Annotated in this window: 27 protein-coding genes; 11 read left to right on the top strand and 16 right to left on the bottom strand. The window is 67.0% G+C overall.

What is annotated here, in order from left to right:
• Positions 1 to 126 precede the first annotated feature (126 nt).
• Genes ACYVMZ_RS29760 through ACYVMZ_RS29730 form a run of 7 tightly spaced genes read right to left on the bottom strand, consistent with a single transcriptional unit; the run spans position 127 to position 8,112 of the window.
• On the bottom strand, positions 127 to 732 hold the full coding sequence (locus ACYVMZ_RS29760) for a hypothetical protein (protein WP_461085082.1): 606 nt from the start codon (positions 730 to 732) through the stop codon (positions 127 to 129).
• Positions 725 to 2,542: a type IV secretory system conjugative DNA transfer family protein gene (locus tag ACYVMZ_RS29755; protein WP_461085080.1), complete on the bottom strand. Its 1,818-nt coding sequence runs from the start codon at positions 2,540 to 2,542 to the stop codon at positions 725 to 727. Before ACYVMZ_RS29755 ends, ACYVMZ_RS29760 begins: the two co-directional genes overlap by 8 nt.
• On the bottom strand, positions 2,539 to 3,915 hold the full coding sequence (locus tag ACYVMZ_RS29750; protein ID WP_461085078.1) for an ATP/GTP-binding protein: 1,377 nt from the start codon (positions 3,913 to 3,915) through the stop codon (positions 2,539 to 2,541). The genes ACYVMZ_RS29755 and ACYVMZ_RS29750 overlap by 4 nt, the downstream gene beginning before the upstream one ends.
• 2 nt (positions 3,916 to 3,917) lie before the next feature.
• Positions 3,918 to 5,417, bottom strand: coding sequence for an SCO6880 family protein (locus ACYVMZ_RS29745; protein WP_461085076.1), 1,500 nt, complete (start codon positions 5,415 to 5,417; stop codon positions 3,918 to 3,920).
• A gap of 31 nt (positions 5,418 to 5,448) precedes the next feature.
• On the bottom strand, positions 5,449 to 7,005 hold the full coding sequence (locus ACYVMZ_RS29740) for a hypothetical protein (protein WP_461085074.1): 1,557 nt from the start codon (positions 7,003 to 7,005) through the stop codon (positions 5,449 to 5,451).
• Positions 6,995 to 7,741 (bottom strand): hypothetical protein, encoded by a 747-nt coding sequence (locus ACYVMZ_RS29735; protein WP_461085072.1) that lies wholly within the window; start codon positions 7,739 to 7,741, stop codon positions 6,995 to 6,997. Before ACYVMZ_RS29735 ends, ACYVMZ_RS29740 begins: the two co-directional genes overlap by 11 nt.
• Positions 7,742 to 7,794: 53 nt before the next feature.
• Positions 7,795 to 8,112, bottom strand: coding sequence for a hypothetical protein (locus ACYVMZ_RS29730; RefSeq protein WP_031112459.1), 318 nt, complete (start codon positions 8,110 to 8,112; stop codon positions 7,795 to 7,797).
• A 421-nt stretch (positions 8,113 to 8,533) separates the two neighbouring features.
• Between ACYVMZ_RS29730 and ACYVMZ_RS29725 the strand changes: the two genes are divergently transcribed.
• The gene (locus ACYVMZ_RS29725; RefSeq protein ID WP_461085070.1) at positions 8,534 to 9,721 is read left to right on the top strand and encodes a hypothetical protein; all 1,188 of its coding nucleotides are present in this window, start codon (positions 8,534 to 8,536) and stop codon (positions 9,719 to 9,721) included.
• Positions 9,718 to 10,527, top strand: a complete 810-nt coding sequence (locus ACYVMZ_RS29720) for a hypothetical protein (protein WP_461085068.1) — start codon at positions 9,718 to 9,720, stop codon at positions 10,525 to 10,527. The genes ACYVMZ_RS29725 and ACYVMZ_RS29720 overlap by 4 nt, the downstream gene beginning before the upstream one ends.
• 200 nt (positions 10,528 to 10,727) lie before the next feature.
• Here ACYVMZ_RS29720 and ACYVMZ_RS29715 read toward each other — a convergent pair whose 3' ends face one another.
• Genes ACYVMZ_RS29715 through ACYVMZ_RS29705 form a run of 3 tightly spaced genes read right to left on the bottom strand, consistent with a single transcriptional unit; the run spans position 10,728 to position 11,604 of the window.
• A complete protein-coding gene (locus ACYVMZ_RS29715; protein WP_461085066.1) occupies positions 10,728 to 11,123 on the bottom strand; it encodes a 5'-3' exonuclease H3TH domain-containing protein in 396 nt (131 codons plus the stop codon).
• The gene (locus ACYVMZ_RS29710; RefSeq protein ID WP_461085064.1) at positions 11,056 to 11,421 is read right to left on the bottom strand and encodes a hypothetical protein; all 366 of its coding nucleotides are present in this window, start codon (positions 11,419 to 11,421) and stop codon (positions 11,056 to 11,058) included. Before ACYVMZ_RS29710 ends, ACYVMZ_RS29715 begins: the two co-directional genes overlap by 68 nt.
• A gap of 60 nt (positions 11,422 to 11,481) precedes the next feature.
• The gene (locus ACYVMZ_RS29705; RefSeq protein WP_461085062.1) at positions 11,482 to 11,604 is read right to left on the bottom strand and encodes a hypothetical protein; all 123 of its coding nucleotides are present in this window, start codon (positions 11,602 to 11,604) and stop codon (positions 11,482 to 11,484) included.
• A 157-nt stretch (positions 11,605 to 11,761) separates the two neighbouring features.
• On the opposite strand from ACYVMZ_RS29705, the gene ACYVMZ_RS29700 reads away from it, so the two are divergent.
• Both ACYVMZ_RS29700 and ACYVMZ_RS29695 read left to right on the top strand, forming a co-directional pair.
• The gene (locus ACYVMZ_RS29700) at positions 11,762 to 12,412 is read left to right on the top strand and encodes a hypothetical protein (protein ID WP_461085060.1); all 651 of its coding nucleotides are present in this window, start codon (positions 11,762 to 11,764) and stop codon (positions 12,410 to 12,412) included.
• Complete coding sequence (locus tag ACYVMZ_RS29695) at positions 12,400 to 13,041, top strand: restriction endonuclease (protein WP_461085058.1); 642 nt, start codon at positions 12,400 to 12,402, stop codon at positions 13,039 to 13,041. The genes ACYVMZ_RS29700 and ACYVMZ_RS29695 overlap by 13 nt, the downstream gene beginning before the upstream one ends.
• 336 nt (positions 13,042 to 13,377) lie before the next feature.
• On the opposite strand, the gene ACYVMZ_RS29690 is transcribed toward ACYVMZ_RS29695, so the two are convergent.
• Positions 13,378 to 15,444 carry a PhoX family protein gene (locus ACYVMZ_RS29690; protein ID WP_461085056.1) on the bottom strand — a complete coding sequence of 689 codons (2,067 nt, stop codon included), beginning with the start codon at positions 15,442 to 15,444 and terminating at the stop codon, positions 13,378 to 13,380.
• A 379-nt stretch (positions 15,445 to 15,823) separates the two neighbouring features.
• On the opposite strand from ACYVMZ_RS29690, the gene ACYVMZ_RS29685 reads away from it, so the two are divergent.
• The 6 genes from ACYVMZ_RS29685 (at position 15,824) to ACYVMZ_RS29660 (ending at position 20,709) form a co-directional block, all read left to right on the top strand.
• Positions 15,824 to 16,795, top strand: coding sequence for a PstS family phosphate ABC transporter substrate-binding protein (locus ACYVMZ_RS29685; RefSeq protein ID WP_461085054.1), 972 nt, complete (start codon positions 15,824 to 15,826; stop codon positions 16,793 to 16,795).
• A complete protein-coding gene (pstC, locus tag ACYVMZ_RS29680; protein ID WP_461085052.1) occupies positions 16,792 to 17,739 on the top strand; it encodes a phosphate ABC transporter permease subunit PstC in 948 nt (315 codons plus the stop codon). The genes ACYVMZ_RS29685 and pstC overlap by 4 nt, the downstream gene beginning before the upstream one ends.
• Positions 17,736 to 18,641 carry a phosphate ABC transporter permease PstA gene (gene pstA / locus ACYVMZ_RS29675; protein ID WP_461085050.1) on the top strand — a complete coding sequence of 302 codons (906 nt, stop codon included), beginning with the start codon at positions 17,736 to 17,738 and terminating at the stop codon, positions 18,639 to 18,641. Before pstC ends, pstA begins: the two co-directional genes overlap by 4 nt.
• 62 nt (positions 18,642 to 18,703) lie before the next feature.
• On the top strand, positions 18,704 to 19,552 hold the full coding sequence (gene pstB / locus ACYVMZ_RS29670) for a phosphate ABC transporter ATP-binding protein PstB (protein ID WP_461085166.1): 849 nt from the start codon (positions 18,704 to 18,706) through the stop codon (positions 19,550 to 19,552).
• A 66-nt stretch (positions 19,553 to 19,618) separates the two neighbouring features.
• Positions 19,619 to 20,398, top strand: coding sequence for a winged helix-turn-helix transcriptional regulator (locus ACYVMZ_RS29665; protein ID WP_461085048.1), 780 nt, complete (start codon positions 19,619 to 19,621; stop codon positions 20,396 to 20,398).
• A gap of 17 nt (positions 20,399 to 20,415) precedes the next feature.
• Positions 20,416 to 20,709: a hypothetical protein gene (locus ACYVMZ_RS29660; RefSeq protein WP_461085046.1), complete on the top strand. Its 294-nt coding sequence runs from the start codon at positions 20,416 to 20,418 to the stop codon at positions 20,707 to 20,709.
• 93 nt (positions 20,710 to 20,802) lie between these two features.
• Here the strand turns inward: ACYVMZ_RS29660 and ACYVMZ_RS29655 are convergent, their stop codons facing one another.
• Complete coding sequence (locus ACYVMZ_RS29655) at positions 20,803 to 21,483, bottom strand: arsenate reductase/protein-tyrosine-phosphatase family protein (RefSeq protein ID WP_461085044.1); 681 nt, start codon at positions 21,481 to 21,483, stop codon at positions 20,803 to 20,805.
• 164 nt (positions 21,484 to 21,647) lie between these two features.
• On the opposite strand from ACYVMZ_RS29655, the gene ACYVMZ_RS29650 reads away from it, so the two are divergent.
• Positions 21,648 to 22,049 (top strand): ArsR/SmtB family transcription factor, encoded by a 402-nt coding sequence (locus ACYVMZ_RS29650; protein WP_461085042.1) that lies wholly within the window; start codon positions 21,648 to 21,650, stop codon positions 22,047 to 22,049.
• A 167-nt stretch (positions 22,050 to 22,216) separates the two neighbouring features.
• Here the strand turns inward: ACYVMZ_RS29650 and ACYVMZ_RS29645 are convergent, their stop codons facing one another.
• From ACYVMZ_RS29645 to ACYVMZ_RS29630, 4 genes are all read right to left on the bottom strand, one after another.
• Positions 22,217 to 23,650 (bottom strand): FAD-dependent oxidoreductase, encoded by a 1,434-nt coding sequence (locus ACYVMZ_RS29645; RefSeq protein ID WP_461085039.1) that lies wholly within the window; start codon positions 23,648 to 23,650, stop codon positions 22,217 to 22,219.
• 62 nt (positions 23,651 to 23,712) lie between these two features.
• Positions 23,713 to 24,036, bottom strand: coding sequence for a thioredoxin (trxA, locus tag ACYVMZ_RS29640; RefSeq protein WP_461085037.1), 324 nt, complete (start codon positions 24,034 to 24,036; stop codon positions 23,713 to 23,715).
• Positions 24,037 to 24,064: 28 nt separating this feature from the next.
• Positions 24,065 to 25,063 carry a thioredoxin-disulfide reductase gene (trxB, locus tag ACYVMZ_RS29635; RefSeq protein ID WP_461085035.1) on the bottom strand — a complete coding sequence of 333 codons (999 nt, stop codon included), beginning with the start codon at positions 25,061 to 25,063 and terminating at the stop codon, positions 24,065 to 24,067.
• Entirely contained in the window at positions 25,060 to 25,473 is a 414-nt protein-coding gene (locus ACYVMZ_RS29630; RefSeq protein ID WP_362756802.1) for an arsenate reductase ArsC, read from the bottom strand. Before ACYVMZ_RS29630 ends, trxB begins: the two co-directional genes overlap by 4 nt.
• Between the last annotated feature and the right edge of the window lie 62 nt (positions 25,474 to 25,535).

Below are 25,535 nucleotides of genomic sequence, written 5' to 3'. Positions count from 1 at the left end.
GTTGGAGTCCGGTGACCACTACACTCCGCGCGTTTCCCGTACTGGCCGGGCAGATGCTCACGCCAGTGGGCTAGAGCGGCGCGCCCGTATCTGTTCATGACCATGCCTGGCTCCCGGCTGGTGTCGTCATCCGCTGCCGTCCTCGTCCGAATCGGGCCGGTCCTCCTCGGGCGTGCCTGGCGCATCGCCGTCGGGCTCGGGACCTCCCGCGGCCAGGAGCAGAGCGAGGTACTCCGCGTCTTCGCCCCAGGGGGCATCGCGGTGACGGGCCCGGTGCTGGCCGTTTCGGCATGAGCCGAGCCAGAACCGGCCCATGCGCTCCAAGGCTCGGGCCAGGGCGTCTTGCCACAGGTACGGCGCAGACCCCCCGTCCTCACCGCTTGCGTAGGCCGACTCGTGGGAGGTCCAGAGCGCAGTGAGCTCCTCGACGACCGCGCCGTGCTTCCACCAGCACTGTCTGGGCAACTGATCCGTGGTCATCTCGTACCGGTCGGCGACCCAGATCACCCAGCGGACGAACTGCGGCCAGAGCACGGCGCGTTCCTCGGCGTCGAGTTCGTCCCACCTCACCGGGGCGCCGACCGGGCGTTCCTGCTCGCCGTCGGCCGCCCCGCTGCCGGATCCTCCTGCCGCCAGCTGCTCCTCCAGCAGCTTGACGCGCTCGCTCAGGAGCACCTGCTCGGCGTTGATGTTGGTGAGTTCCGCGAAGATGTCATCGAAGCCGTTAGCCATGGCCGCGCGCCTTCTCCAGCCTCACGCGGTCGTCGACCATCTCGTGCGCCCTGCGGGTGGCTTCCTTGATCTGCGCCGCCCGTGGCCCCTCGTGGGCACGGACGAACTTGACGAGCGTGGCGGGGGTGCGGCGATGGAACACCATTCCGCCGCGCTCCGGGATCATCCGGATCGTGGCTGGCTCGACGACGGCGCGGCGGCGGACTGAGGTGGACACCGAGACCCGGTCCCCGTCGTCGGATACGGTCTCTACGTCCTCGTCGAATTCACCCGCGAGAGAGCTATAGGACTTCAGCTCTTCGGGGTCGCTGATACCGCCCAGGAAGACCTTCACAGTGCCGCTGGCGAACATTTTCCTCACGCCCAGGGCGCCCCAGCGCTCCTCTGCTTGGGCATAGCCCTGAAGCACGGCCATGATGAAAATGTTCTGCGATCCGCTGACGCTCATCAGACTCGGAATTTCCGGTAGGGGCGCCACGTTGGCCAGCTCGTCCAGGAAGCAGCCGAGCGGAATCGGAAGGCGACCGTTAGGGCTGCGGGCCGCGACCCTCTTGGCGGTGTCGAACATCGCTTTGGCGAACGCTGCATTCAGCGGCGCCAAGGCGCTTCCCTCTTCGTCCTCACCAATCAGAAATAGTGTCCCGGACTCCCTGAGGTACGTTTCGATGTCGAAGACCTCGACGTCACCCTGGGGGGCGAAGATCTCAGCGACCTTCTCGTCATAGAGTGCGATGAAGCTCTGCTCCGCGGTCCTCCAGGTGGCGGAACGTTCCTCCTCGGCCGCGGCGTGCTGGCCGGCGAGCGCGGCGGCGAGCAGATGCTTGCCCTTGGCTGCCAGAAGGTCGACGGCCTCGCGGTTGTCGGGGTCCGTCGCCCAGGCCAGCACGTCGAGGACCGGACGCTTGTGGAGGGCTGCAGCGTGCAGCCAGCAGGTAATAAGGGTTTTCGCGTTGAGCGCGAAATAACCGCCATTCTTTGTCCCTTCCTCAGATTTCGTGGTCGCCGCGAGGGTCTCGGCCCGCTTGCGCGCTACCTGGTATTCCTCGCAGCCTGCGGTCAGTGGCCAGCGGAGCTGATTCGGCCAGCCGGACAGCCCTGTTGGGTCCAGAACCCAAACAGGCCCGTGTTCTTGCCGCAGAAGTGCGGTGTTGTAGAGGACGTCTGTCTTGCTGCTGGTCGCGAGGACCGTTCCTCGGAATTCGAGGATTTCGGGGAGGATGATCTGGGAGGTTTTTCCCTCGCGCGGCGGGGCGACCAGGATCATCGACTCCTCGATCGTGATCCAGAGCGGGATTTCCGAGGGGTCTGCGCTGCCGATGTAGACGGCGACGTCACGGATGGTGAGGGCTTTGGGCTTTTGCTCGGCCAGCGTGGGACGCAATGATCCGGCACGGGACAGAGCCTGTTGCTCGCCCATGGCCTTTTCCAGCTGGGCCCGGGTTGCCATCCCGTCGGCGCCGTCGGCGCCGCGGTGCTTCCACCACCAGTACGTCTTCCATGTCCCCCAGATCGCCCCGGTGAGCAGGAGGAGGAAGGTGGGCCAGAACACGAACGGGCCGGCCACACCCGCGCTGGGCGGCCAGGCATCTGCGGGGTCGCCGGGGTGGCGGAAGACCGCGACGACCGCGTGGCCCGCGGAGTCCCAGCTGATGGCCGCCGGCCGTCCGTGTGCCAGGAGGCCGGACAGGATCGCGGTCAGCCACAACAGCGCGGTGAGCACGAAAGCCGCGATCAGCGGGATGATCCATACGGCGTCGCGGCCGAGGCGCAGGCGTGCCGCGGTCTTCGGGGTGGCGGCTTTCGGCATCATGCCGCCCCCTTGTGGAGGCGTATCATCGGCGCCGACGCCTGTGCGCCGCGGCGGTCTGCGTGCTCCCGCTGCCCCTCCGACATCCGGCGGTTGGTGTCCGTCAGCCGGATCTCCAGCGGGGTCCGGATATGCTCCACCAGGTTGATCCGCGATCCCACCTGCCAGATGGCCCGTCCTGGCGCGCACACGTTGGATCCGTCCGCCAGCGCCTTACGCGCCCAGTCGGGAAGTCCCAGGTAGTTGGCAGTGGTCTCGGCCTCGTCCCGGTCCATGTGATATAGGACCCGGGTTGCCGTCAATTTCAGGATCGCCGCCGCCTCCGGGGCCTGCTCCAGAAGCAGATCTCCGAGGTGATGCAGGACCGCCCAGAAGGACAACCCCAGGCGCCTGCCGTAGCGGACCAGCTCCTCGAACAACCTTGCCACCGGGCGGTGGGAGAGGATGTGCCAGGCCTCCTCGACGATCAAAGTTCTTTTGATCCGGTCATTCGGCTTGATCCATCCGAACCTCAGCCAGGGGCCGATGACCGCCATCAGCAGCGGCATGGCTTCGCCCTCGCGCGGCAGCTTCGTCAAATCGAAGACGATCAAACGGGCGTCGAGATCGATCCCTTCGGTCGTCGGCCCGTCGAACATGCCCGCCAAGTCACGGCTGGGGTTGCACAGCGAGTCCAGGGCCAGCGCGGCCGGCTGACCCCATTCCACCAACTCTTCGGGGGTGACCGGCTGTTGCCCAAGAAGGGTCGGCTGTGGAGCGGTCAGCGCGTCCAGGACATCGGAGAGGATCGCCACGCGTTGCTGCTCGCGGGCTGTGGCGGTGGCCATCTTGTGGGCCTCTGCCAGGGCGAACTTGGTCTGCGAGGTGAGGGTGCCGGTGAGGATCTCCATCATGGAAACGAGCACCTTGAACTGGTGCTCGGCAGGGATACGGCCGTCGAGCGGGTTGATCCGCACCCCTTCGCCGACGTCGCCCGCTCCGTAGACAAGCCGGATCGGCGTGATGCCCAACTGCCGTGCGATGCCGTCCCATTCCCCGGCGCCGTCCTCGCCCTGTGCATCCAGGATTGCGAAGCTCCGGTCGCGGAACCGCAATTGGCGCAGGACGTAGGTCTTCTCCAGCGCGGACTTGCCGTAGCCCGACTTGCCCAGGATCAGCGCGTGCCCGCTGGCGAGCCGGACGCGTGCCGAGGGGTTGTACAGGATGAACGGGTCGTAGATGTACGCCTTGCCGCTGTAGGCCTCCCGGCCGATGATCACGCCACGGGGGTCCATGCTGGCCGCGCCGACCGCCGGGTAGAGACCGCAGGCGTGGCTGGTGGTCGAGCGCATGGCCCGTCGACGGGTCTGTGACTGCCGCCGCAGCATCTCCAGCATCGCTACAGCCCTTCCTTCAGGAGGCCGGCGGTGAAGGGCAGGGTGTTGGCGAAGGCCCGGTAGTGCTCGCCGTCGCACCACTCCAGGCGCAGTCCGGCGCGGGTGGCGCCGGCGCGGACCGTGTCGGCATCCCGGCGCAGGGCATCGAGGGTGGGTGAGGTGACGGTGATCCAGGCTGCGAGCCGTGTGCCCGCCGCGCCGTCGGCGATGTCCCGCATGGTGCTGAGCGAGGCGCGCTGGGCTTTCTGTTCTCGGGGGTCCTCGATGCGTCCGGCCTTTTTGTCCGCCTGGCCGAGTTCGTTGGTGGCGTCCGCCATTGCCTCGGTGATGGCCTGGTCGGTGCTGACGAGGTCCATGACCACGGAGACCGACAGGATGATGTCCTGGATGTAGAGCAGGACGGGCGCGAGGAAGTTGATGCCGACCGGGAGTACGGGCAGTTCCTTCACCCAGGCGGTCATCGAGTACCAGTTGTCCTCGGACGCCTCCCAGCTGCGGGAGGCCATGTACTTCTTGTTCCGGGCGTCCAGTACGGCCGGCCAGCAGGTGACCCGGTCCATCCCGGTGGTGTCGTCGATCCAGTGGCTGGGGTCGTAAGAATGGTGCAGGTAGGAGGCCAGGCCGGCTTCGTCGAGATTGCGCACGTGGCGCAGCTGTCCGCGTCCCAGCGTCCGGATGAGGCTCTCGATCTCCTGCCCGAGGGTGATCGCGTATCCCTCGTGGAGGGTGTTGTAGCGGCGGGCCTCGGCGACCAGGTCGGAGGTGTAGGGGATGCCCACGACGAGCAGCAGTCGGCGGTCTTCTGCCGTGACCGCGACACGTCGGATCAAGTCGTCGTACGACTGCTGGAGCCACGACGGGCTGTCGGCATCGCGGCGCTCGGCAGCGTCCCGGGCGTGGGCGTTGGGGTCGGTGGGGATGACCCTGCTGATCCACTGGAGGCGGCGGATCCGTCCGCCGCTGTCGGCCGTGGTCTTGAGCAGGTGTTCGTAGGCCCGGATGAGTGCCTCTTTGTCCGCGGTGTCGAGGCTGCCGAAGTCGCGTTGGCCTTCTACCTCGACGACGGCCGTGAACATCAGCTCGTCCGGTTGCAGCACGATCGCGATCTCGCCGAAGGCGGTGCGTGCCGTGATCCACTGCATGTTCCGGGGGACGCCGACGGGTACGTCGACGGGGACGCGGCGGCCGTCGGCGAATCGGCCTGCGTACGGCGCCTTCGACTTGTACAGCAGCGAGCCGTCATGGAGCAGCTTCTTGTAGGTCCGGTTGATCTCGAACCACCGGACGTAGGTCCGCCCCTTGTACGGTGCCAGAGTCGCCCAGGCGCAGGTTCCCGCGATCAGCACGAAGCTGACCATCTTCAGCGCGATGCCCGCGAGGATCCAGGCCGCGAGGAGGCCGCCGACGAGCCCCGCTCCCAAGACGAGCTGCTCATCGGCTTCGAGCTTCCGGCCGAGCAGTCCGCGAGGCCTCGGCCGGGGGTATGTGAAGGTGCGTGCCACAACTACTCCTGGTCGTGCGACGGGACGGACATCAGCGCATCTCCTCGTCCGGCGGCGGAGGTGGTTCCGGCTGCTCGTCGAGCGGCTCTGGCGGCGGCGAGGACTGCGGCCCTGGGTCCATGGGCTCCTCGCCGGCCGTCGCGCTGTCGGGTCCTCCGGCTTCGGGAGCGCTGGTGGCAGGCGGTACTTCCCCGCCGGCGGTGGGGCCACCGCTGCCGGCGGAGTCACTGCTGTCAGACGACGGGGCCGCTGAGCCGCCGGAGTCGAGACCGGCGGTCGCCCCGTCGACGCCGCGTTCGACTGCGGCTTCCGTCTCGTTCTTGGCCTTGTCGACGCCCTTCTTCGCGGCCACGGCCGCCGTGCCGACACCGGTCGCGGCAGCTGCTCCTTCGGCCGCTCCGGCTTCGGTGGCTCCCTCGGTTTCGCCGCCGGTCATTGCGTCGCCGTCGGCCGCGTCGGCATCTTCTCCGTCGTCGTCCTCGCCGGATCCTCCGCCGTCGCCTCCGCCCATACGCGACTTGAGTTCTCCGTAGGAGTCGCCCGCCTGGCTTCCGACGTTCTTGGCTCGGCCTTTGAGGTCGTCGCGGGCGGAGTACATGTCGCGCAGCTCGTCGCCGAATCCGGGGATGAACTTCGAGAGCTGGAAGGGCATGTAGAAGGCAAGGAACAACAGCGCCAGAGCAGTGAAGACGGTCGCAAAGGACTGCGCCAGGCTCTTGTTGGGGCTGTCGGAAGCCAGCGTGCCGGAGGCCAGTGCGATGACCGTGAATGTCACGTATTTCGAGGCGATGATCGCGGCCATGACGCCGAACCATCGTTTGGTGTGCCCCCACAGGTCGCGATCTACAAGCCCGCTGAAAACAGTCGGACCGAAAACGAGTCCGGACAGGATCAGTGCGTTGCGGACGATGAGCTCCAGCCACACGCCGGCGACCGCCGCCAGTAGCGCCAGGGCGAAGAAGATCACGATGATGGCGCCGCCGGGGATCGTCATCAGCGCGAGCATCGCCGTCGTGACGGTGACCACCATGTCGGCGGCGTCTCCGGCCACGGGCTTGAACATGGCTTCGGCAGCCTCATCGACGATGCGCACGGTGTAGGCAATGGCCAGCGGCGCGAAGGCGGAGACCAGCACCGACATGAGGAGAAAGCCGATCGACTCGCCCAGCGCCTGAAGCGGTGGCACTCCCTGAATCGCCCTTTTGGCCACGGCGATTAGCCAATAGATCACGGTCAGCACGGTGGATGCGGCGAAGGCCATGGTGTAGGTCCGCAGGAATCCTGGGTCCTGCCAGTCGATTCGCGTGGTGGAGCCCAATGCCTTCATCATCTGGGTGAAGATGCTGGTCACGGCATTGTTGAAGAACTGGGCGATGTACCCCAGGGGATCGCTCGCGAAATCAATCGCTTGATTCGTCTTCTCGACGACGTTGCAGACCTTGTCCGCAAACGGAATGTTCTTGCATGACCAGTCACTGAAGTCATTCGCTTGAGCCTGGCTCGGGGCAAGCATTATCGAGATCGTGGCCGTGAGGCCGATGATCCAGGTCAGCCGGGTACGCACCCGATAACGAGTCTCAGCCTGCATACGGGGGCGCATTGAACTCCCGATCTGCCGTGCGGAACTCGTCGACGCTCGTGGGATCGTCGCTGCCTGCATCCAGCGGAGTCGGACCGTTGGCGGATGTGATCGACGCCAACTTCCAGTCACCGGACTGCCACTGCAGCGTCAGGGTGTAGGTGGTCCAGGACGCGGACACGGGCATCGGCGCGTTCTTGTCCGTGACACCGACGAGTCCGGCCATCCACACCTCGACGGTGGCCACCTGATCGGTGTACGTGGTGACCCGTGTGCCCATCGCTGCGCCCCGAGCGACCAGTTCGTCCTCGTTACCACTGGTGACGCCAAGTGAAGTGAGGACCTGCTGCATCGCGTTGTCGTCGTTGCGGATCTGCCGGTCGAGCGCCTGGCGGGTCATCATCGCGGCGAGGGTCGCGTGCCGGACCTTCTCGTCGGTGAAGTACGCGGCAGACGATCGTGCCACCTGGTAGTTCACCGCGGCCTGAACAGCACCGGCCTGGTTGTGGGTGTAGCCGACTGGGACACCGCTGACCAGCTTCTTGGCTGTGCTCTTGGTGTCTCCTCCGGTGTTGTTCCGCTCCGCCGGTGCAGTCTGGCTCTGGCCATCGGACGTGCCGCCGGACGTCGATCCGCCACTACCGCCGGTCAGGCTCACGAACACGGCGAGGATGACCAGGGCGAGGAAGATCACTCCAGTAATGGCCATCCCCCGCCACCAGGGCTTCCCGCCCGTCGCGTCCATCGGGGTCTCGTCGACCAGGACTCGGGTGCCCCTGCCAGGGGTGCTCTGGCGGGTCATATGCCCATCCCGTAGACGATCGTGAAGATTGTTCCGATTGAGGCGACAACGAAGGCCCCGACGAGGCTGCCGGCGATCTCCTTCTTGCCCTTGCTGACCTGGGCCACGTCGTGCTGGCCTTCACCGACCTTCAGGTGCACTGCGCCGAGAATCGCGCGCCCCAGCAGCACGAGGACGACGCCAGCCATGAGGGCTTGGATCACCGTCCGTCCGGTCGTCCCCAGCTGCCCGAATGGGCCCCAGTCCGGGGACAGCCCGTTCACGAGGGTGCCGATGTCACCACTCGCAGCAAGATCCACCAGGTGTTGCGGCATCCCCCGACTCCCCTTCCACCCTCGATTCGGAGGCAGGCCCGAACTCGGGCCGTGACGGTGAAAGGTACATACACGTAAACTTGACAACAAGCGTTTACAGATTGAGAGACTGCCGCGCGACGCCGGGAGCGCACCCTGATGGCGCCACCGAACTGGGGGGCACTCCAGGGGCCAGCTCCCTCTTCAGTCCGACCTAACAGCCCTCCGCGACGCTTAAATGTGCAGCTAGAGGCACTCTTCGGCTTGATCTGCGCATGAGCGACTCATGCTCAAGTGGCCCCCTTCCGGCCGCCGCAAGCGCCAGTGGGTGACTCCTGTCCACCCTCGACAGGCCTGCCTCTGGGTAACCCTCTGAACCCAATGCGGGTAGCTCCCGCCTCGCGAGTGCTGTTCACTGACCTCATGTCATCAACACACGTTTATGACTGAGGATCGGATGAATGGGCTAGGGAAGACGGCCATAGGTGTCGCTGCGGCAGGCGTCTCGGTGCTCTCGCTCTGCGTTCTCACGGTCAGCGGCGCCACAACCGAAGCCAACGCCAACACCTGCCAGACAGGCCTCCAGCCAGTGGGAGACGGGCAAAGCGGAGCGGGCGCCGGTGGGGAAGCCCCAAAGTTCGACGGCACACAGGAAGTCAGCGAATCCCAGGTGACCGTGCCTCTACACCCGGAAGGCAAGCAGAACAGCGCGAAGTGGAGCGCTCGACAGGTACGCAACGCAGGCACGATCACCAACGTCGCCCGCACACGGCACCTTTCGCCTCGCGCGGCGGTCATCGCCGTGGCGGTCGCCATGCAGGAGAGCACGCTCGACAACGTCCACCACGGTCACCTGGACAGCGTGGGGCTCTTCCAGCAGCGGCCATCACAGGGATGGGGCACAGTCAGTGACCTCACCGACCCCGTGTACGCGGCCGGGAAGTTTTACGACCGACTCGTCAAGATCGACAACTGGCAGAAGAAGTCCTTGACCAAGGTTGCGGCGAGCATCCAACACCCAGACGAGAGGTACCAGAACGAGTACGCCAAATGGGAGTCGGCGGCCGGCGCACTCGTGGCCAAGACCTGGGGAACGCATGCTGTCACCTCGATCAGCGCGGGCTGCGATGACCCAGCCGCCTCCGGCGGCAAGGACCCCAACACCAAGTTCAAGGTCAAGAATCCGCGCACCGTTGCCCAGGCGATTGCCAGCGCCCGGAACGAGGCGGGCAAGACGGGCTGGTATCGGATGTGCGACAACTTCGTGGCTCAGGCATATGGTTGGGGCTCCTCCGGTTCCGCAACGGCCAACGTTCACTGGAACCGGCTCGTGGACGCAGGGCTCGCTCACCCCGGCAACATGTCACCGCCCCCGGGAGCGCTGCTCTTCTACGACACCGGCGAATCGGCGGGGCACGTCGCCCTCTACCTGGGCAATGACCAGGTCGCCAGTAACGACGTCGGAGACGACTATCCACGCCAAGGCAAGATCGCGATCGTCCCGCGGAAAGAGCTCACGAACGGCGCCTGGCGGCTGCGGTACCGCGGATGGGCTGAGCCGAGCTTCCCGAGCGCCGGCGGCATCAGCACCATCCCGCTCCTCCCGGACAAGAAGGTGGGCCAGCAGTGAACGCAATACCTCCCGATGCAGTATGCGTTCGGATCACCCCTGATGGGATCTGCTTCATTGACGAGGAGTTTTTCACCCCACCGCCCGGCGTCACCCTCAACGAAGCCGTCTTGGCCCACCTCCAGTTGGAGGCTGCCGCGCTGGAGATACCGATCCGCGCAGTGATCCAAGACGAGCAAGCCCAGTACACGACATGGATCCAGGTCAATACCGACGGCACTAGCCACCCCCTGGACGACGAGACGCAGGCCTCCCACAACCCCAACCTGCCTCAGTCGATCGCCCCGCCTGCGCCTGCCGTGTCGCCACACACCACGGATCCGGTACCAGCCGACCGGCCCTACGAGCCACTGCCAGAGCCCTACCGCGAACGGCTCGCTTCCACATGCGCAACCGCCATCCAGAACCGCTTCGCTGAAGCAGCCCACGAGGCCGATCGGCTACTCGCCGAGTTGGCCACCCAGTACGGTCCCAGTCACCTGTACACCCTGGCGGTCGCCCTCGTGCGCGGTGACATCGCCTGGCTCAGCCGGGACTACCTCTACGGCCTGCAGATCTGGATCTTCATGGCTCGGTCGTGGCACCTCCACCTCGGGCCACAGCACAGCACGACCGTCCGCGCTGTCGGCAACGCTCTCGGCTGCTGGGGTCGACTTCAGCCCGAGGACGCCAAGGCGTTCGCCCCGCACGTAGTCAAGCTCCTTCAGGACATCACCATCCCAAACGCCGATTTGGCGGCTCAGGCCGTCAATCGGCGGACGCAAGGAATCGCCCTGGCCAACTGGCGGACTAATGCGGATATTTGACCCATGAATCCCGTTCGTATCGGCCGCACCATCATCTTCCTGCTGCCGTATCTCCTCATGGTCTGCGGGGTCCTCGCCGCGTCAAAGGTCGCAGGCGCACCCGGCGGCACAGGCGCTGCACTCCAAGCCCTTGGCATAGCAGCCATCGGTGCACTCTGGGCCTGGCGACGTGGCCGAAGGAACGGCTACTGACGAGATGGTCACCACAGCCCCAGCATCTCAATGACTTCCGCGGGCCTCGGGAGGGCCGGGCTCGCCTGACCGAGCGCCTTCCATGCGACGGGCACGTCGCGCCGCATTCGGCTCAGGTCGCGCCAGCGCAGCACATCCGTCCACGCCGCCTCGATCGCCTCGCCCTTGGGCCCCCTCAGACGACCGCTGGAGCGGAGATCGTCGAGCGTGAGGCCGCCGGCCAACAGGTGGGCGGCGGTCTTGGCGCCGATGCCCTTGACACCGGGCAGGTTGTCCGACTTTTCGCCGATCAGGGCCCGGTAGTCGGGCCTCTGGTCAGGAGAGACACCGTATCGCTCACGGACCCTCGATGTCGGTAATGATCCGCTTGGACGCCTTGCGGGAGCGGTTGATGATCCGGACACGTTTGCCGACCAGGAGCTGGTAGTAGTCCTGGTCGGCGCTCATGATGCGGATCGCGCGGTCCGTGTAGCGGTGCACCAGCGTGCCCACGATGTCGTCGGCCTCAGCGTCGTCGATCTCCGCCCAGGTAATTCCGTACGCGTCGAGGGCTTCCTTCATCGGCGCAAGGAACTGGAGGGGCTCACGTGCGGCCGGGGTGTTCTCCGAATTGGCCTTGTAGTCGGCGTGAGCGCCCTTGCGCTCGGCGCTGCCGTGTTCGCCGTCAAGGACGACGCAGACCTCGGCAGGAGCCGTGTCCAAGTCGTCTCTCAGGGACGCCCGCAAGAGGGCGAAGAAGGCGGAGAGCCCGGTCAGGTTCCGCTACTTGTCCCGTGAAAAGATCGGAGCTGGGAAGCCGAAGTGGCCGCGCCACAGCACGTTGAAGCCGTCGACGAGGAACAGCGGGGCCGTCGAGGAGGAGGACGGGGCTACAGCACCCACCACGACACCGCCTTAAATAGAGATCAGCGATTCGGTCGGGCCTGTAGTCCTGAGCCAGGTGGTACATGGCCTGCGAAGTTCGACCGTACGCTACCCGATTGGCGAGGATGCCATCGACCTCATCCCTCGTTGTCAGTGAGGGCTGGCATGATGCCCGGCCATGGGCAGGAGAGACGAGAGCGACGAGGCGTACGTCGTCGATCTGTGCAATCAGGTGCTTGGTGAGCCGGCCCTGACACAGCACAAGGTCGACTGGCTGCTGGGAGGCCGGGGGGCGGCCGGGCGGCGGGCCAGGCTGCCGGTCGATGCGTACTGGCCTGGGCGCCAACTCGTAGTCGAGTACCGGGAATTGCAGCACGACCATCCGGTGCCGCACTTCGATAAGCCCGATAGGCTGACCGTCAGCGGCGTCCACCGCGGCGAACAGCGGGCCCTGTACGACGCCCGGCGCGACACCGAGATCCCCGCTCACGGGCTGCGCCTGGTGGTGATCCGACCCGCCGATCTCGACGCGGACAGCCGTGGGCGCCTGCGTCGCAACCGGGAAGCGGATCTCGCGAGACTGAGAGCGATTCTGGCTCGTGACAGCGACGAGGACCGGATCACCGACGCCTTCCGCACACGCCGCGGCCAGGGTTGGCCTTCGAGCGATCTCACGAACATCCTCGCTGCCAGGTATCGCCGAAAATTCAACCGAGGGTTCGAGCGGCACCCCGCAGCGCAGTGGGTGCTGGCGCAAATGCACGTACAGGAGAGCATGTGGAAGCTCGGAGCGGAAAGACTTACGAGTGGCAAGTTATGCACCATCTGACGTCAGGCGACCAGGGCATAGTCTTCGAATTAGACAGACGCATCGCGGATAGTTCGGATACGTATTCGCGACAGATAGACATCTGGCTACCTAATACTGGCGAGATTGTTGAATGTAAGCACCATGCGCGCCCCGTAACCGTCGGCGCCGTCGACGCCCTTCTGGGGGCCATGCTCGACGTTGATGCCAAAGGCTGCCGAGTATTCAGTCACAGCGGCTTCACGCGAACCGCCTTACTTCGAGCAAACAAGGCGGGAATCCAGTGCACCACTCTTCCCTTTGAGGAAAGGTGGGAGCAGTTCCCCGAACCGTCCGGGAACGGATACTACGCGGGAGACTATGCGGATCTCTGTTTCGCCAGGACACGGGGGTGCAACAGCTTCGGCCGCATCAATTATGGCAGCGGTGAAGGTGACGAGTCGCCGATATGCGTAGGCCACAGCGTGGATTGGGGCGACACCCAAATGCACACCTTTATTTCCTACATCCTGCTCAGTCATCACCTTGGCAGGCCGCCTGCGGAGTGGGCGGTGGCGGGATTCGTGGAAGCGCACGGAGAGATTTTCGACTCCGGCTACGAGTGGCGTATCGAAGAGTTCGAGGTGAGTCGCTTCGGCGTCGCAGCATGACTGCCCCTTTTGGAGTGCCCGGCAGGGCCAAGTGAGGCTTCCCCGCAATAGCAACGACAGGGAGGTGCACGTTTACGGCACGTACCAATGACACCGAAGCCGTCCGCCCTTTTGATGTGGGCTCTTTTGGCAAACTAAAATTCCGGTAGGTTTAACGGTAGCGTCGGCTATTGGAACCCGTCTAAATGCCCTGCCCCGGGTGTTATGGAGTTAGCACGCGGCGATGGAGATCAGAAGCGTCTTAAGGCGCTGCTGGCAGAAAGCCCCTGCTTCTATTTCTATAGAACTCCCGCCCGACCATCTGGTGTGACGGTCGGGCAGAGTGGTGTTCGTGACTCAGCCGTGGCGCTGGTTATCCCACACGGTGACGACCGAAGGGCGGGCCAGGTTGCCAGGCCCGTCGGGCCAGACGGAACCGGGGTTCTCGGCGGTGGCGCCGTCGATCTCGCCCGGGTGCTGGGGGGCGACGAGGATGCGGTCGCGGGTGATGATGGGGCCGCAGCACTCGGCGCCCGTGGGCATGGTCAGGAACTGCATCACGTGGCCGCGGTGCGCGCCCTTGAGTGGGACGGCGAAGAGGCCGTCGTGGTAGCCCAGCGCCGCGCCGTCGGTGGCGATCCACAGATTGCCGTGCTCGTCGAAGGCGACGTTGTCCGGGCAGGAGATGGGGCTGACCTTGTTCTTGTCGAAGCCGGCGAAGTACGTGGAGGGGTCGTCCGGGTCGCCGCAGACCAGCAGCAGCTTCCAGCGGAAGGTCTTCGCGGCGCCGTCCGAGCGGCGCTCCTCCAGTTCCAGGACGTGGCCGTGCTTGTTTCCGGTGCGCGGGTTGGCCTCGTCCGGGCCGGCCTTGCCGGCGGCGCCGCGGTCCTTGTTGTTGGTCAGCGCGACGTAGACCCGCCCGGTGTGCGGGTTCGGCTCGACGTCCTCGGGGCGGTCCATCTTGGTGGCGCCCACCTTGTCGGCGGCCAGGCGGGTGAAGACGTACACCTCCGCCGCCGTCATCCCCTCCACATGGGACTTGTTGCCGGTGGCCAGCGGGATCCACTCGCCGCTGCCGTCGAACTCCCCGTCCGCCGGGAGCTTTCCGGTGCCGTTGATCTCGGCGGCCGGGCTGTCGCCGGTGAACTTCGCGACGTACAGGGTGCCTTCGTCGAGCAGCCGCATGTTGTGCTCGCGGGCGGCGCGGCTGTGGCCCTTCTTGTAGGCGTGCGTGGAGACGAACTTGTAAAGGTAGTCGAAGCGTTCGTCATCGCCCATGTAGAGCGCGACGCGGCCGTCGGCCGTGATGCGCGGCTCGGCGGCCTCGTGCTTGAAGCGGCCCAGCGCGGTGCGCTTGCGCGGGATAGACGTGGGGTCGTGCGGGTCGATCTCGACGACCCAGCCGTGCCGGTTGGGCTCGTTGGGCTCCTTGGCGATGTCGAAGCGGTCGTCGAACCTCTCCCACTTGCGCTCGCTGGCCCCGGTGGGCAGGCCGTAGCGGGCCAGGCGGGCCTTCGCCGTCGGGTCGGTGACGGCCGCGGCGTTGGCGAAGTACTGGTTGAAGTTCTCCTCGCCGGACAGCACGGTGCCCCACGGGGTGATGCCGCCGCCGCAGTTGTTGAGCGTGCCCAGCACCGTGCGGCCGGTCGGGTCGGCGCTGGTCTTCAGCAGGTCACTGCCCGCAGCCGGGCCCGTGAACAGGAACGGTGTGGTGGCGGTGATGCGCCGGTTGAGGACATCCCCGACCACCGGCCACAGACGGCCCGAGCGGCGGTCCTCCCGTACGACGAGGACGGTCAGCCCGTGTGCAGCCCAGGCGATCTCGGCCTGCTCGCGGGTGGGGTTGTCGGGGTCGTAGCCGTAGAACATGATCTGCTCGCTGGTGTACTCGTGGTTGACCACGAGCAGCTTCTGGCCGTGCCGGTGCGGCAGGTCCAGCAGCGCCATGTAGTCGGCGTTGTAGCCGAGCTGCTTCGTCTGTGCCTTGGCGCTCTGGTTACGCGCGTCGAAGCGCGGGGCGCCTGCCAGGACCGGGTCGCCCCAGCGGATGACGACCTGCTGGCTGTAGCCGTCGGGGATGACGACGGCGTCGGCGGTGTTCGGGGCGACCGGGGTGAAGTCCAGACCGCGCGGAGGGCGTCCACCGGACGGGCGTCCCTTGGCTGCCGCGGACGTGGTTGCCGCCCCGGTGGCTCCGGTCGCGAGGGCTATCACGGCGGCGCCTTTGAGGGCGCCTCTGCGGGAGAGGGCGTGCTGGATGACGTCGCCGATGTACGGGTTGAGCGTGCGGTTGGGCGCGTCGTGGGAGCAGGCGTCGCCGCACCGGTAGCGGCAGGTCAGCGCGGAGCGCGCGGTGTTGTGATGGGCGGGCAGCAGGGGCAGGTCGGCGAGTCGGCCGGTACGGGCGCCGGGCTGATCGGGCACAGTTCCTCCACGCATTCGGGTGCGAGCGCGACGGCCACCGGTGCATAGGTGGATGTCGATGGATGACGCTAGGCTTCGTCCGTGCGCGCCGAAGCGGCTGAACGGTGAACTCCGATCGAACTCTGCCCCCTTTGGGTCAACGGGAGCCCCTGGAAGGTCAACGAGAGCCCCCGAATCCCTCAAGACACCCGCCCCCCCTTTGCCGTCACTTTGAACAAGATCAATCTATATAGATGGGAAGCTATCATTCATGAGGCAGGGGCCTTCCGTACACCCTGCGTTCATATAGTCGGACTTCGATCCAAGGTGTCAGAGCGGAGCGCACAGCGCGCCCGTCCCCATCGCCGGCACGCCCGGCAGATCACGAGGGTCGAGAGTCGTGAACATTTCCACTTCGTTGCGCCGGGCCAAGGCTCCGCTGGCCCTGACGGCTGCTGTGATGCTGGCTGCGAGCGCGTGTGGCGGCGGCGACGCCGGCTCGGGTGGCAGTGGCGATGAGCTGTCGGGCACGGTGAAGATCGACGGTTCCAGCACCGTGGCTCCGCTGACCAGCGCCGCCTCGGAGTTCTACGCCGAGGAGCAGCCGAAGGTGCGGGTCACCGTCGCCACGTCGGGCACCGGTGGCGGTTTCAAGAAGTTCTGTGTCGGTGAGACCGATATCTCCAACGCCTCGCGTCCGATCAAGGACGAGGAGGTCAAGACCTGCGCGGACGAGGGCGTCAAGTACGAGGAGTTCTCGGTCGCCAACGACGGTCTCTCCGTCGTGGTGAGCAAGGACAACGACTGGGCGGAGTGCCTCACCGTCGAGCAGCTGAAGAAGATCTGGGAGCCCGGCTCGAAGGTGAACAACTGGAATCAGGTCGATGCCAAGTTCCCGGACGAGCCGCTGAAGCTGTTCGGGGCGGGCACCGACTCGGGCACCTTCGACTACTTCACCGAGGCGATCAACGGTGAGGAGGGCGCCTCCCGCACCGACTACAGCGGCAGCGAGGACGACAACGTCACCGTGACCGGCGTGTCCGGGACCAAGGGCGGCATGGGCTACTTCGGCTTCTCCTACTACGAGGAGAACGCCGACAAGCTGAAGGTCCTCAAGATCGACGGCGGTAACGGCTGTGTCGAGCCGAGTGTGAAGACGGTGCAGGACGGCACGTACAAGCCGCTGGGCCGGCAGCTGTTCATCTACCCCTCGGCCAAGTCGCTGAAGAAGCCCGAGGTCGTCGACTTCGTCGAGTACTACGTCGAGAACAACAAGAAGATCGCCGAGGACGCCAAGTTCATCCCGCTCAACGCCGAGCAGGAAAAGGAGCTTGAGGCGGACCTGGCCAAGCTGAAGGAAGCCGCTAAGTGACCGGCTCCACCCCTCAGTCCGTCGCGGGGACCGGCTCCCGGTCCCTGCGGCGGACTCGCCCGCGCTACGGCGAGGCCGTGATCAAGGGGCTGCTGCTGACCGCGGCCCTGGTCTCGGTGGCCACCACCGTGGGGATCGTCGTCTCGCTGATCCCCCCGGCCGTGGACTTCTTCCGGACGGTCAGCGTGTCCGAGTTCCTCACCGGAACCGAGTGGACTCCGCTGTTCGCCGACAAGAAGTTCGGCGTGCTGCCCCTGGTGATGGCCACCCTCGTGATCACCGGCGTCGCCCTGCTGATCGCCGTGCCCGTCGGCCTGGGTGCGGCGATCTACCTGAGCGAGTACGCCAACCGTCGGGTCCGCCAGTGGCTCAAGCCCAGCCTTGAGGTTCTCGCCGGGATCCCCACCGTGGTCTACGGCTTCTTCGCGCTGGCCTTCATCACGCCGCTGCTGAAGGACATCCTGCCCAGCAGCTGGGATATCGCTGTTCGCAACGGCCTGGCGGCGGGTCTGGTGATGGGCGTGATGATCGTGCCGACCATCGCCTCGCTCACCGAGGACGCCCTATCCGCGGTGCCGCATTCGCTGCGCGAGGGCGCCTTCGCGCTGGGCTCTGGCAAGCGCACGGTCTCGGTCCGCGTCGTCGTCCCCGCCGCCCTGTCCGGCATCGTCGCCGCCTGCGTTCTCGGCATCTCCCGGGCCGTCGGCGAGACCATGATCGTGCTCATCGCGGCGGGTGTGAGCTCCGAGTTCAAGATCAGTCCGCTGGGCGAGATGGAGACGATGACCGCGTTCATCGCGCGCGCCGCCTCCGGTGACGTCCCCGTCGGCTCGATCTCGTACAACACCATCTTCGCCGTGGGCGCGCTGCTGTTCCTGGCGACCTTCGTGATGAACCTGATCAGCATCCGGCTGGTGCGCAAGTACCGTGAGGTGTACGAATGACCGCCCCCGTCAAGGACGCCAGGCCGGCGGCGGTCGGCCGCGGAGCGCTGGCCGGACCGCGCTGGCGGCCGGGCGAGAGCATCTTCCGCTGGCTGCTGCTCGCCTGCCTCGCCATCGGCATCATCTTCCTGGTCTCGCTGCTGACCTATGTCCTGGTCGAGGCGTGGCCGCGCCTGGACTCCCGGCTGTGGAACAACTTCCCCTCCATCCGCCTCCCGGAGAACGCCGGCGCCCAGTCCGCGATCTTCGGCACGATCTGGGTCATCGCCTTCACCGCGCTGTTCTGCCTGCCCACCGGCATCATGGCGGCGATCTACCTGGAGGAGTACGCGGACCAGGACCGCTGGTACAACCGGCTGATCGAGGTCAACATCCAGAACCTGGCCGCGGTGCCCTCGATCATCTACGGCATCCTCGGGCTCGGCCTGCTGGCCCGGCAGCTCGCGCTCGGTACGACGGTGCTGACGGCCTCGCTGACGCTGTCCCTGCTGGTGCTGCCCGTGGTGATCATCTCGTCGAGGGAGGCGATCAGGGCCGTACCGAGGTCCATCCGGCAGGCGTCGCTCGCGCTGGGCGCGACCCAGTGGCAGACGATCTGGCGCCAGGTGCTTCCTGCCGCTGTGCCGGGTATCGCGACCGGGTCGATCCTCGCCCTGTCCCGCGCCATCGGTGAAGCGGCGCCCGTGATCATGCTCGGTGCGGTCACCTTCGTCAGGTTCAACCCCGAAGGTCTGCAGAGCCAGTACACCGTGCTCCCCGTCCAGATCTACAACTGGATCAGCCAGTCCCGCGAGGAGTTCCACCACCTGGCCGCCGCCGCGATCATCCTCCTGCTGGCGATCCTGCTGCTGATGAACGCCGCCGCGATCTGGCTCCGCAACCGCTACTCCCGCCGCTGGTGACCGCCATGACCGACACGACCAGCAGCCCCGTCACCGCCATAACCTCTCCGCAGGAGACCGCCATGACCCCTCCCTCCGACGCCACCGGCGGCACCAGGACCCCCGACGTCACCTTCCGCAACGCTCCTTCCCTGGTCTCCCCGGTCTTCGAGGTCAGCGGCCTGTCGGTCTTCTACGGCGACCACGAGGCCGTCCGCGACGTCAACATGACCATCGGCCACCGGCAGATCACCGCGATGATCGGCCCGTCCGGCTGCGGCAAGTCCACCGTGCTGCGCTGCTTCAACCGCATGAACGACCTCATCCCGCACGCCCGCGTGGCCGGCAAGATCAGCTACCACGACGAGGACCTCTACGGGAAGGACGTCGACCCCATCGAGGTGCGGCGCCGGATCGGCATGGTCTTCCAGAAGCCCAACCCGTTCCCCAAGTCGATCTACGACAACATCGCCTACGGGCCTCGGGTGGGCGGTTTCAAGGGCAACCTCGATGACCTGGTCGAGGAGACCCTCACCCATGCGGCGCTGTGGGACGAGGTCAAGGACAAGCTGAAGACCTCCGCGCTGGCACTGTCCGGCGGTCAGCAGCAGCGGCTGTGCATCGCCCGCACCATCGCGGTCAAGCCCGAGGTGATCCTGATGGACGAGCCCTGCTCGGCCCTGGACCCGATCGCCACGGCGAAGATCGAGGACCTCATGGAGCACCTGTCCCAGGAGTTCACGATCGTCATCGTCACGCACAACATGCAGCAGGCCGCCCGCGTCTCGCACCGCACGGCCTTCTTCACAGCCGACGTCGACGACAAGGGCGTACGCCACGGCCGGCTCGTCGAGTACGACGAGACCGAGCGGATCTTCTCCAACCCCTCCGACCAGCGCACCGAGGACTACATCTCCGGCCGCTTCGGCTGACGGATGCCCGTCCGACGTCCGCCCTCTGCGCCCCCTTTGCGCGTATTACGTAAAGGAGTTCCACGGGTGACACCCGACGCACACCGAACCCCGGACACGGCTCCACGCAGCGGCCCCGAGGACACCGGGGTTCCCGACATCCTGTTGGCGGAGCCCGACGAGGAACTGGCCAAGCAGGTCGTGGCCCGGTTCCGCGCCGCCGGCCTGCGCACCGTCGTCTGCCACGACGGAGCGGAAGCCCTCCTGGAGGTCGGGGCCCTCAGCCCGCGAGCGGTGCTGCTGAGCGCCCCTCTCCCGGTGGTCGGTGCCGCCCAGGTGACGGAACTGATCGCCAAACTCCACCCGGTGCCCGTCATCGTGGGCGCGGGCCCTGATGGCGCCAAGGAGGCCACCGCGGCCGTGGCGGCGGGCGCGGTGGCCTTCGTCGCCCGACCGTACCGGGCCCTGGAGATCTTGTCGCTCATCAAGGGCACGGAGCCGTCAGACGGTTCGGACTCCACGCTCGTCGTCGGCGATGTCGAGCTTGACGTTGCGGGCTTTCATGTCTACGTCCGCGGACGGTCGGTGCAGTTGCCGGTGCGTGAATTCCTGCTGCTGCGCTACTTCATGGAGCGCCCCAACAGGGTCATCAGCCGCGCCGAGCTGACCCAGGCCCTGTGGGGAAGCGAGAAGCTGGACAGCAACACCCTGACCGTGCACATCCGACGGGTCCGTAACAAGATCCAGGAGGCGGGCGGCTGCTGCACGATCGGCGCCATCCGCGGGATGGGCTACCGCTTTGAGTGTTCCCCCACCGGTACCACCGGTGCACAAGGCGCCTCATCCAGCCAGATTCCGTCCTCGTAAGAACGGGGAGCCAGCGTATGGCCGACGTGCCGGACGACGAGGACTCCTACCTGGACGTGCCCCTGTGGGCGACGCGCTACCCGCGGTGGGGCCCCGCGGAAGGGCGGCACCACATCCCCACCATCGGCACCCTGTACCACCGCAAGCGGTGGCTGTCGGCGAAGGTCCGCGTGCGCTATCTGCCCGTGGGCCAGACGCGGTGGCTGACCTTCACCACCGACCCGAACACCTTGATGGAGATCATCACCGCAGAGTCGGTGGCCGTGGCCCGGACGCTGATCCCCCTGTGCCTGACCAACGCGGACCCGTGAGTGCGGGCCGCATCCACAGACTCCGGCCGGCAGGCTGCATGGCGGTGCCCCGCCGGCCGGGCCAACTCCTTGCCCGGGCCGCGTGCTTCCCGATCAGCTCCGGGACGCTCCGGTGGGCAACAGCTCCTGTGCCAGTACGTCGATCCGCGCGGCCAGCGCGTCACATACGGCCCGCGCGCTCTCGATGTCCAGGCCGTTCAGGTCCGGCAGGTCCCAGTCCAGATAGCGTCGCCCCGGCCGGACCGGGCACGCGTCGCCGCAGCCCAGAGTGACGACGACATCGGCGGCGGTGACGACCTCGGCGGTCAGCGGCTTGGGGAACTCCTCGTCCGCGTCCAGAACCTGCTCGTCCAGGAGCCGGTGCACGACGGGGGCAATGTTTGTGCCGGGCTCGGACCCGGCGGTCAGCACCCGGATCCGGTCACCCGCCCGGTGCCGCAGGAGCGCGGCGGCCAGCTGGGAGCGGCCCGCGTTCTCGGTGCACACGAACAGCACCTCGGGCACCGGCTTCGGCGACAGCCCCAGGCCGCGGGCGAGGGCGCCGAGCCGCTGGTCCGCGAACCGCTCGACCAGCACCGGGAGATGGATCCCGACGCGGTCCTTCGCCGACAGCAGCCAGGAGCACTCCTCCACGTAACTCTCCACCGTCTCCCGGGAGAAAGCCCTGCTGTGGCGGGCGGCCAGCCGGGCCGTGATGCGTTCGAGTACCGGTCCGTGGTCCCGCAACGGCGGGGCTGCTCGGCGGCCTGGGCCAAGAGGGCTTTGCTCGTTCATGGGCATTCCTCGGTTGACGGCTCACGGGTCCACTCCCACCCTGAAGAATAGGCATGCATCTATGTTTTGGATAGACGGCAACCTAAGTGAACGCTTGGTGAACAACGGCTTGGTTGTGGCTTCGAACACACGGTGGACTACCAGCCCCCGCTTAGGGTGAATAGATGGCTATCAGTGAATTGGGCGCTGCGGAGGCAGCGGACGAGACGAACGCCGGAGCCTGCGCTCCCGGCCTCGCCTGCCTGCTCATCGGGCGTGACGAGGCCGAGCGTCTCGCCGCCATGCTCAAGGCCATCGCCGACCCCACGCGGCTACAGATATTCCGCATCATCGAGCGAGCACCGGCCGGCGAAGCCTGCGTCTGCGACCTGGCCGACTGCCTGGGCTTCCGGCAGCCGACCGTCAGTCACCACCTGAAGGTCATGACCGACGCGGGCCTGCTCAACCGCGAACGCCGCGGGACCTGGGCGTGGTACTCGGTGAACTACGACGGCCTGAACAGAGTGCGCGCAATCCTGGACCCGGCGGTCGGCGCCCTCGCGGCTGCGGCCTCCAGCCAGGTATAGCGCCCCAGCGTTCCTTGAAGGCGCCTTGGCGTCGACGATGGTCTGGGTGAGTCGGCGCCCTGGGCCTGGGACTCCCTCAACCACGACGAACTGCCCCGCGTACGGAAGAGAAGATCCTAGACCCGGCGTCCGCCAACAAGCCGGAGCGTGTGGCCGCCTGACCCGTGTTATGAAGCGCCCAGCATCCTGCGCTGCACGCCGAGGTGGTGCTCGCTCATCCACGCCTGCGCCGCGACCTGGACCGCGTCCCACGGGGAGCCCAGCGGCGGGGTGTAGGAGAGGTCGAGTTCGCTAATGTCGTCGACGGCCATGCCGTGGAAGATCGCGGTGGCGTAGGTGTCGACGCGCTTGGAGATCTCCGCGCCGCGCCGCCCCACGAGCTGGGCGCCCAGCAAGAGACCGTTGTTGATGTCGCCGGTGACGCGGATCGAGATCGGGGAGGCGCCCGGGTAATACGCCTTGTGGTCGTCCGGGCGGCTGGCGGTGCTGGCCGGCGTCCAATCCCGGCCCGCGGCTGCTGCTTCGTGGTCGCGCAGGCCGGTGCGGGCGACGACCAGGTCGAAGACCTTGACAACCTGCGTGCCCAGACTGCCCGCGAACCACCGTCGGCCTCCGAGGGCGTTCTCCCCCGCTATCCGGCCCTGCTTGTGGGCGGTGGTACCCAACGGCAGCCAGGTCTTGCCCAGCAGCCGGTGGTAGGTGACGGCGCAGTCCCCGGCCGCGTACACATCCGGCAGCGAGGTGCGCATGTACTCGTCCACCTCGATCGCACCCTTGGCGCCGAGCTTGGCCCCGGCGGTCGCGGCGAGCGTGGTATCGGGGCGGACGCCCACGACGACGAGCACGAGGTCGGCAGTCTGCGTGAACGTCGTCCCGTCCGGTCCGGCCGCTCGGACATGGAGTGTCTCGCCGGAGTGGCTCCGGGCGATCTCGGTGACCTGGGTACCGGTCATGACCTCGACACCGTGCGACGTGAGTTCCGCGTGTACGAGGGCGCCGAGCTCCGGGTCGACGGTGGGCAGCACCTCGGGCAGGGCCTCGATCTGGGTGACCCGCAGACCACGGGTGGTCAGGGCCTCGGCCATCTCCAAGCCGATGTATCCCGCGCCGATCACAACAGCCGACCTCGGGCGGCGCTCCGCGATGCTCTGCATGACCTCGAAGGTGTCGCCCATGCTGTGCAGCAGGTGGAGGCCGTCGGCCGGGCCGAGCGCGCCGGGCCCGGTCAGGCCCTCGATGGGCGGGCGGATGCTGACGGCCCCCGTACCGACGATCAGTGCGTCGTACGGCAGCTCCTCGCTCCGGCCGTCCACGCCCCGTACCGCCAGCCGCTGGCCGATCACGTCGATCCCGGTGGCCAGGGTGTCGGTACGAACCTCCATCCCCGTGGCCTTCAGGTCGGCGAGCGTGCGGTGGGCGAGGTTGCCCCAGTGCCCGACTTCGCCGGAGACGTAGTACGGGATGCCGCAGATGGAGAAGTTCGGGTAGGCGTCGGCCACGACCACGGTGACCTCGCTGTCGGGATCCAGCTCGCGGGCGCGCAGGGCGGCGCTGATGCCGGCGTCGCTGCCGCCGATGGCGACGATGCGCTTGCTGGCCACCGGAATACCTCCGTCGGAGAGGGGGCGGTGGGGTGCGGAAGGGCACCCCACCGTCGATTGGGTCAGGCGAGGTGGTCGGCGAGCTCGCGTTCGAGGGCGGCCTTGGGCTTGGCGCCCACGATGGTCTGCACGACCTCGCCGCCTTTGTAGAGGTTCATCGTCGGGATGGACATGACACCGTACTGGGCCGCGATGGCCGGGTTCTCGTCGATGTTGAGCTTGACGATCTCGATCTGGTCGCCGTGCTCGGCGGCGATCGCCTCCAGGGAGGGAGCGAGCTGGCGGCACGGGCCGCACCAGGCGGCCCAGAAGTCGACCAGGACCGGCTTGTCGCTCTTGAGGACGTCCTGGTCGAAGGACTCCTCGGTGACGTTCTTCAGAGCCATGTTGCTTGTCTCCTGCGGGTGGTGAGGGTCAGACGGCAGCCGTGACCAACTCGTCCTTGTCGTCGGTCTCGCCCGCGCTGGTGTCACCCAGGGCGGCGAGGTACCGCTCGGCATCCAGGGCCGCCGCGCAGCCGGAGCCCGCGGCCGTGATGGCCTGCCGGTAGGTGTGGTCGACCACGTCACCGGCGCCGAAGACGCCGGGGATGTTCGTGCGCGTGGAGGGGGAGGCGACCTTGAGGTAGCCCTCGTCGTCCAGGTCCAGCTGGCCGGTGACCAGGTCGGTGCGCGGGTCGTGGCCGATGGCGACGAACAGCCCGGTGGCCTGGAGGCGGGAGGTCTCGCCGGTGACGGTGTCGCGCAGGGTGAGCCCGGCGAGCTTGCCGCCGTCCTCGTGGATCTCGGCGACCTCGCTGTTCCAGACGAAGGAGATCTTCGGGTCGGCGAAGGCGCGGTCCTGCATGGCCTTGGAGGCCCGCAGGGTGTCCCGGCGGTGGACGACGGTCACGGACTTGGCGAAGCGGGAGAGGAAGGTGGCCTCCTCCATGGCGGTATCGCCGCCGCCGACGACCACGATGTCGTGCTCGCGGAAGAAGAAGCCGTCGCAGGTCGCGCAGTACGACACGCCACGCCCGGACAGCGCGTCCTCGCCGGGCAGCCCCAGCTTGCGGTGCTGCGAGCCGGTCGCCACGATCACCGTCTTGGCCCGGTGGACCGTACCCGCGCTGTCCGTCACGGTCTTGACCGTGCCCGTGAGGTCGACTTCGACGACGTCGTCGGGGACCAGCTCGGCGCCGAAACGCTCGGCCTGGGCCCGCATGCTCTCCATCAGCTCCGGGCCCATGACGCCGTCGCGGAAGCCGGGGAAGTTCTCCACCTCGGTCGTCTGCACCAGCGCACCGCCGGCCGTGACCGCGCCCTCGAAGACCAGCGGCTTCAGCGAGGCGCGGGCGGTGTAGAGGGCGGCGGTGTATCCGGCGGGACCGGAGCCGATGACGATGACGTTGCGGACGTCCGCCGTCGTGCTCATGCCTGGGGCTCCGGCGCGATCTCCTTGATCAGGCCCTCGATCAGTACCTTGATCTCGTCCCGGATCGGCCGCACGGCCTCGACGCCCTGGCCGGCCGGGTCCTCCAGCTGCCAGTCGAGGTACCGCTTGCCGGGGAAGACCGGGCAGGTGTCTCCGCAGCCCATGGTGATGCAGACGTCCGACTCCTTGACCGCGTCCACGGTCAGCATCTTCGGCACCTCGGCGGAGATGTCGATGCCGACCTCAGCCATGGCCTCGACGGCGGCCGGGTTGACGTTGGCGCCCGGGTTGGAGCCGGCGGAACGGACCTCGACGCGGTCCCCGGCCAAGTGGGTCAGCCACGCGGCGGCCATCTGGGAACGGCCGGCGTTGTGGACACAGACGAAGAGCACGGAGGGCTTGTCGGACATCAGGAGGTCTCTCTTGTCTCGCGACGGCATCAGGCGCGAATGACTTCAGCACCCGGTGGTGT

Source organism: Streptomyces deserti, from assembly GCF_054782695.1.
Note: the sequence above shows the minus strand (reverse complement) of the source record. Positions and strands in the feature narration are given on the sequence as shown.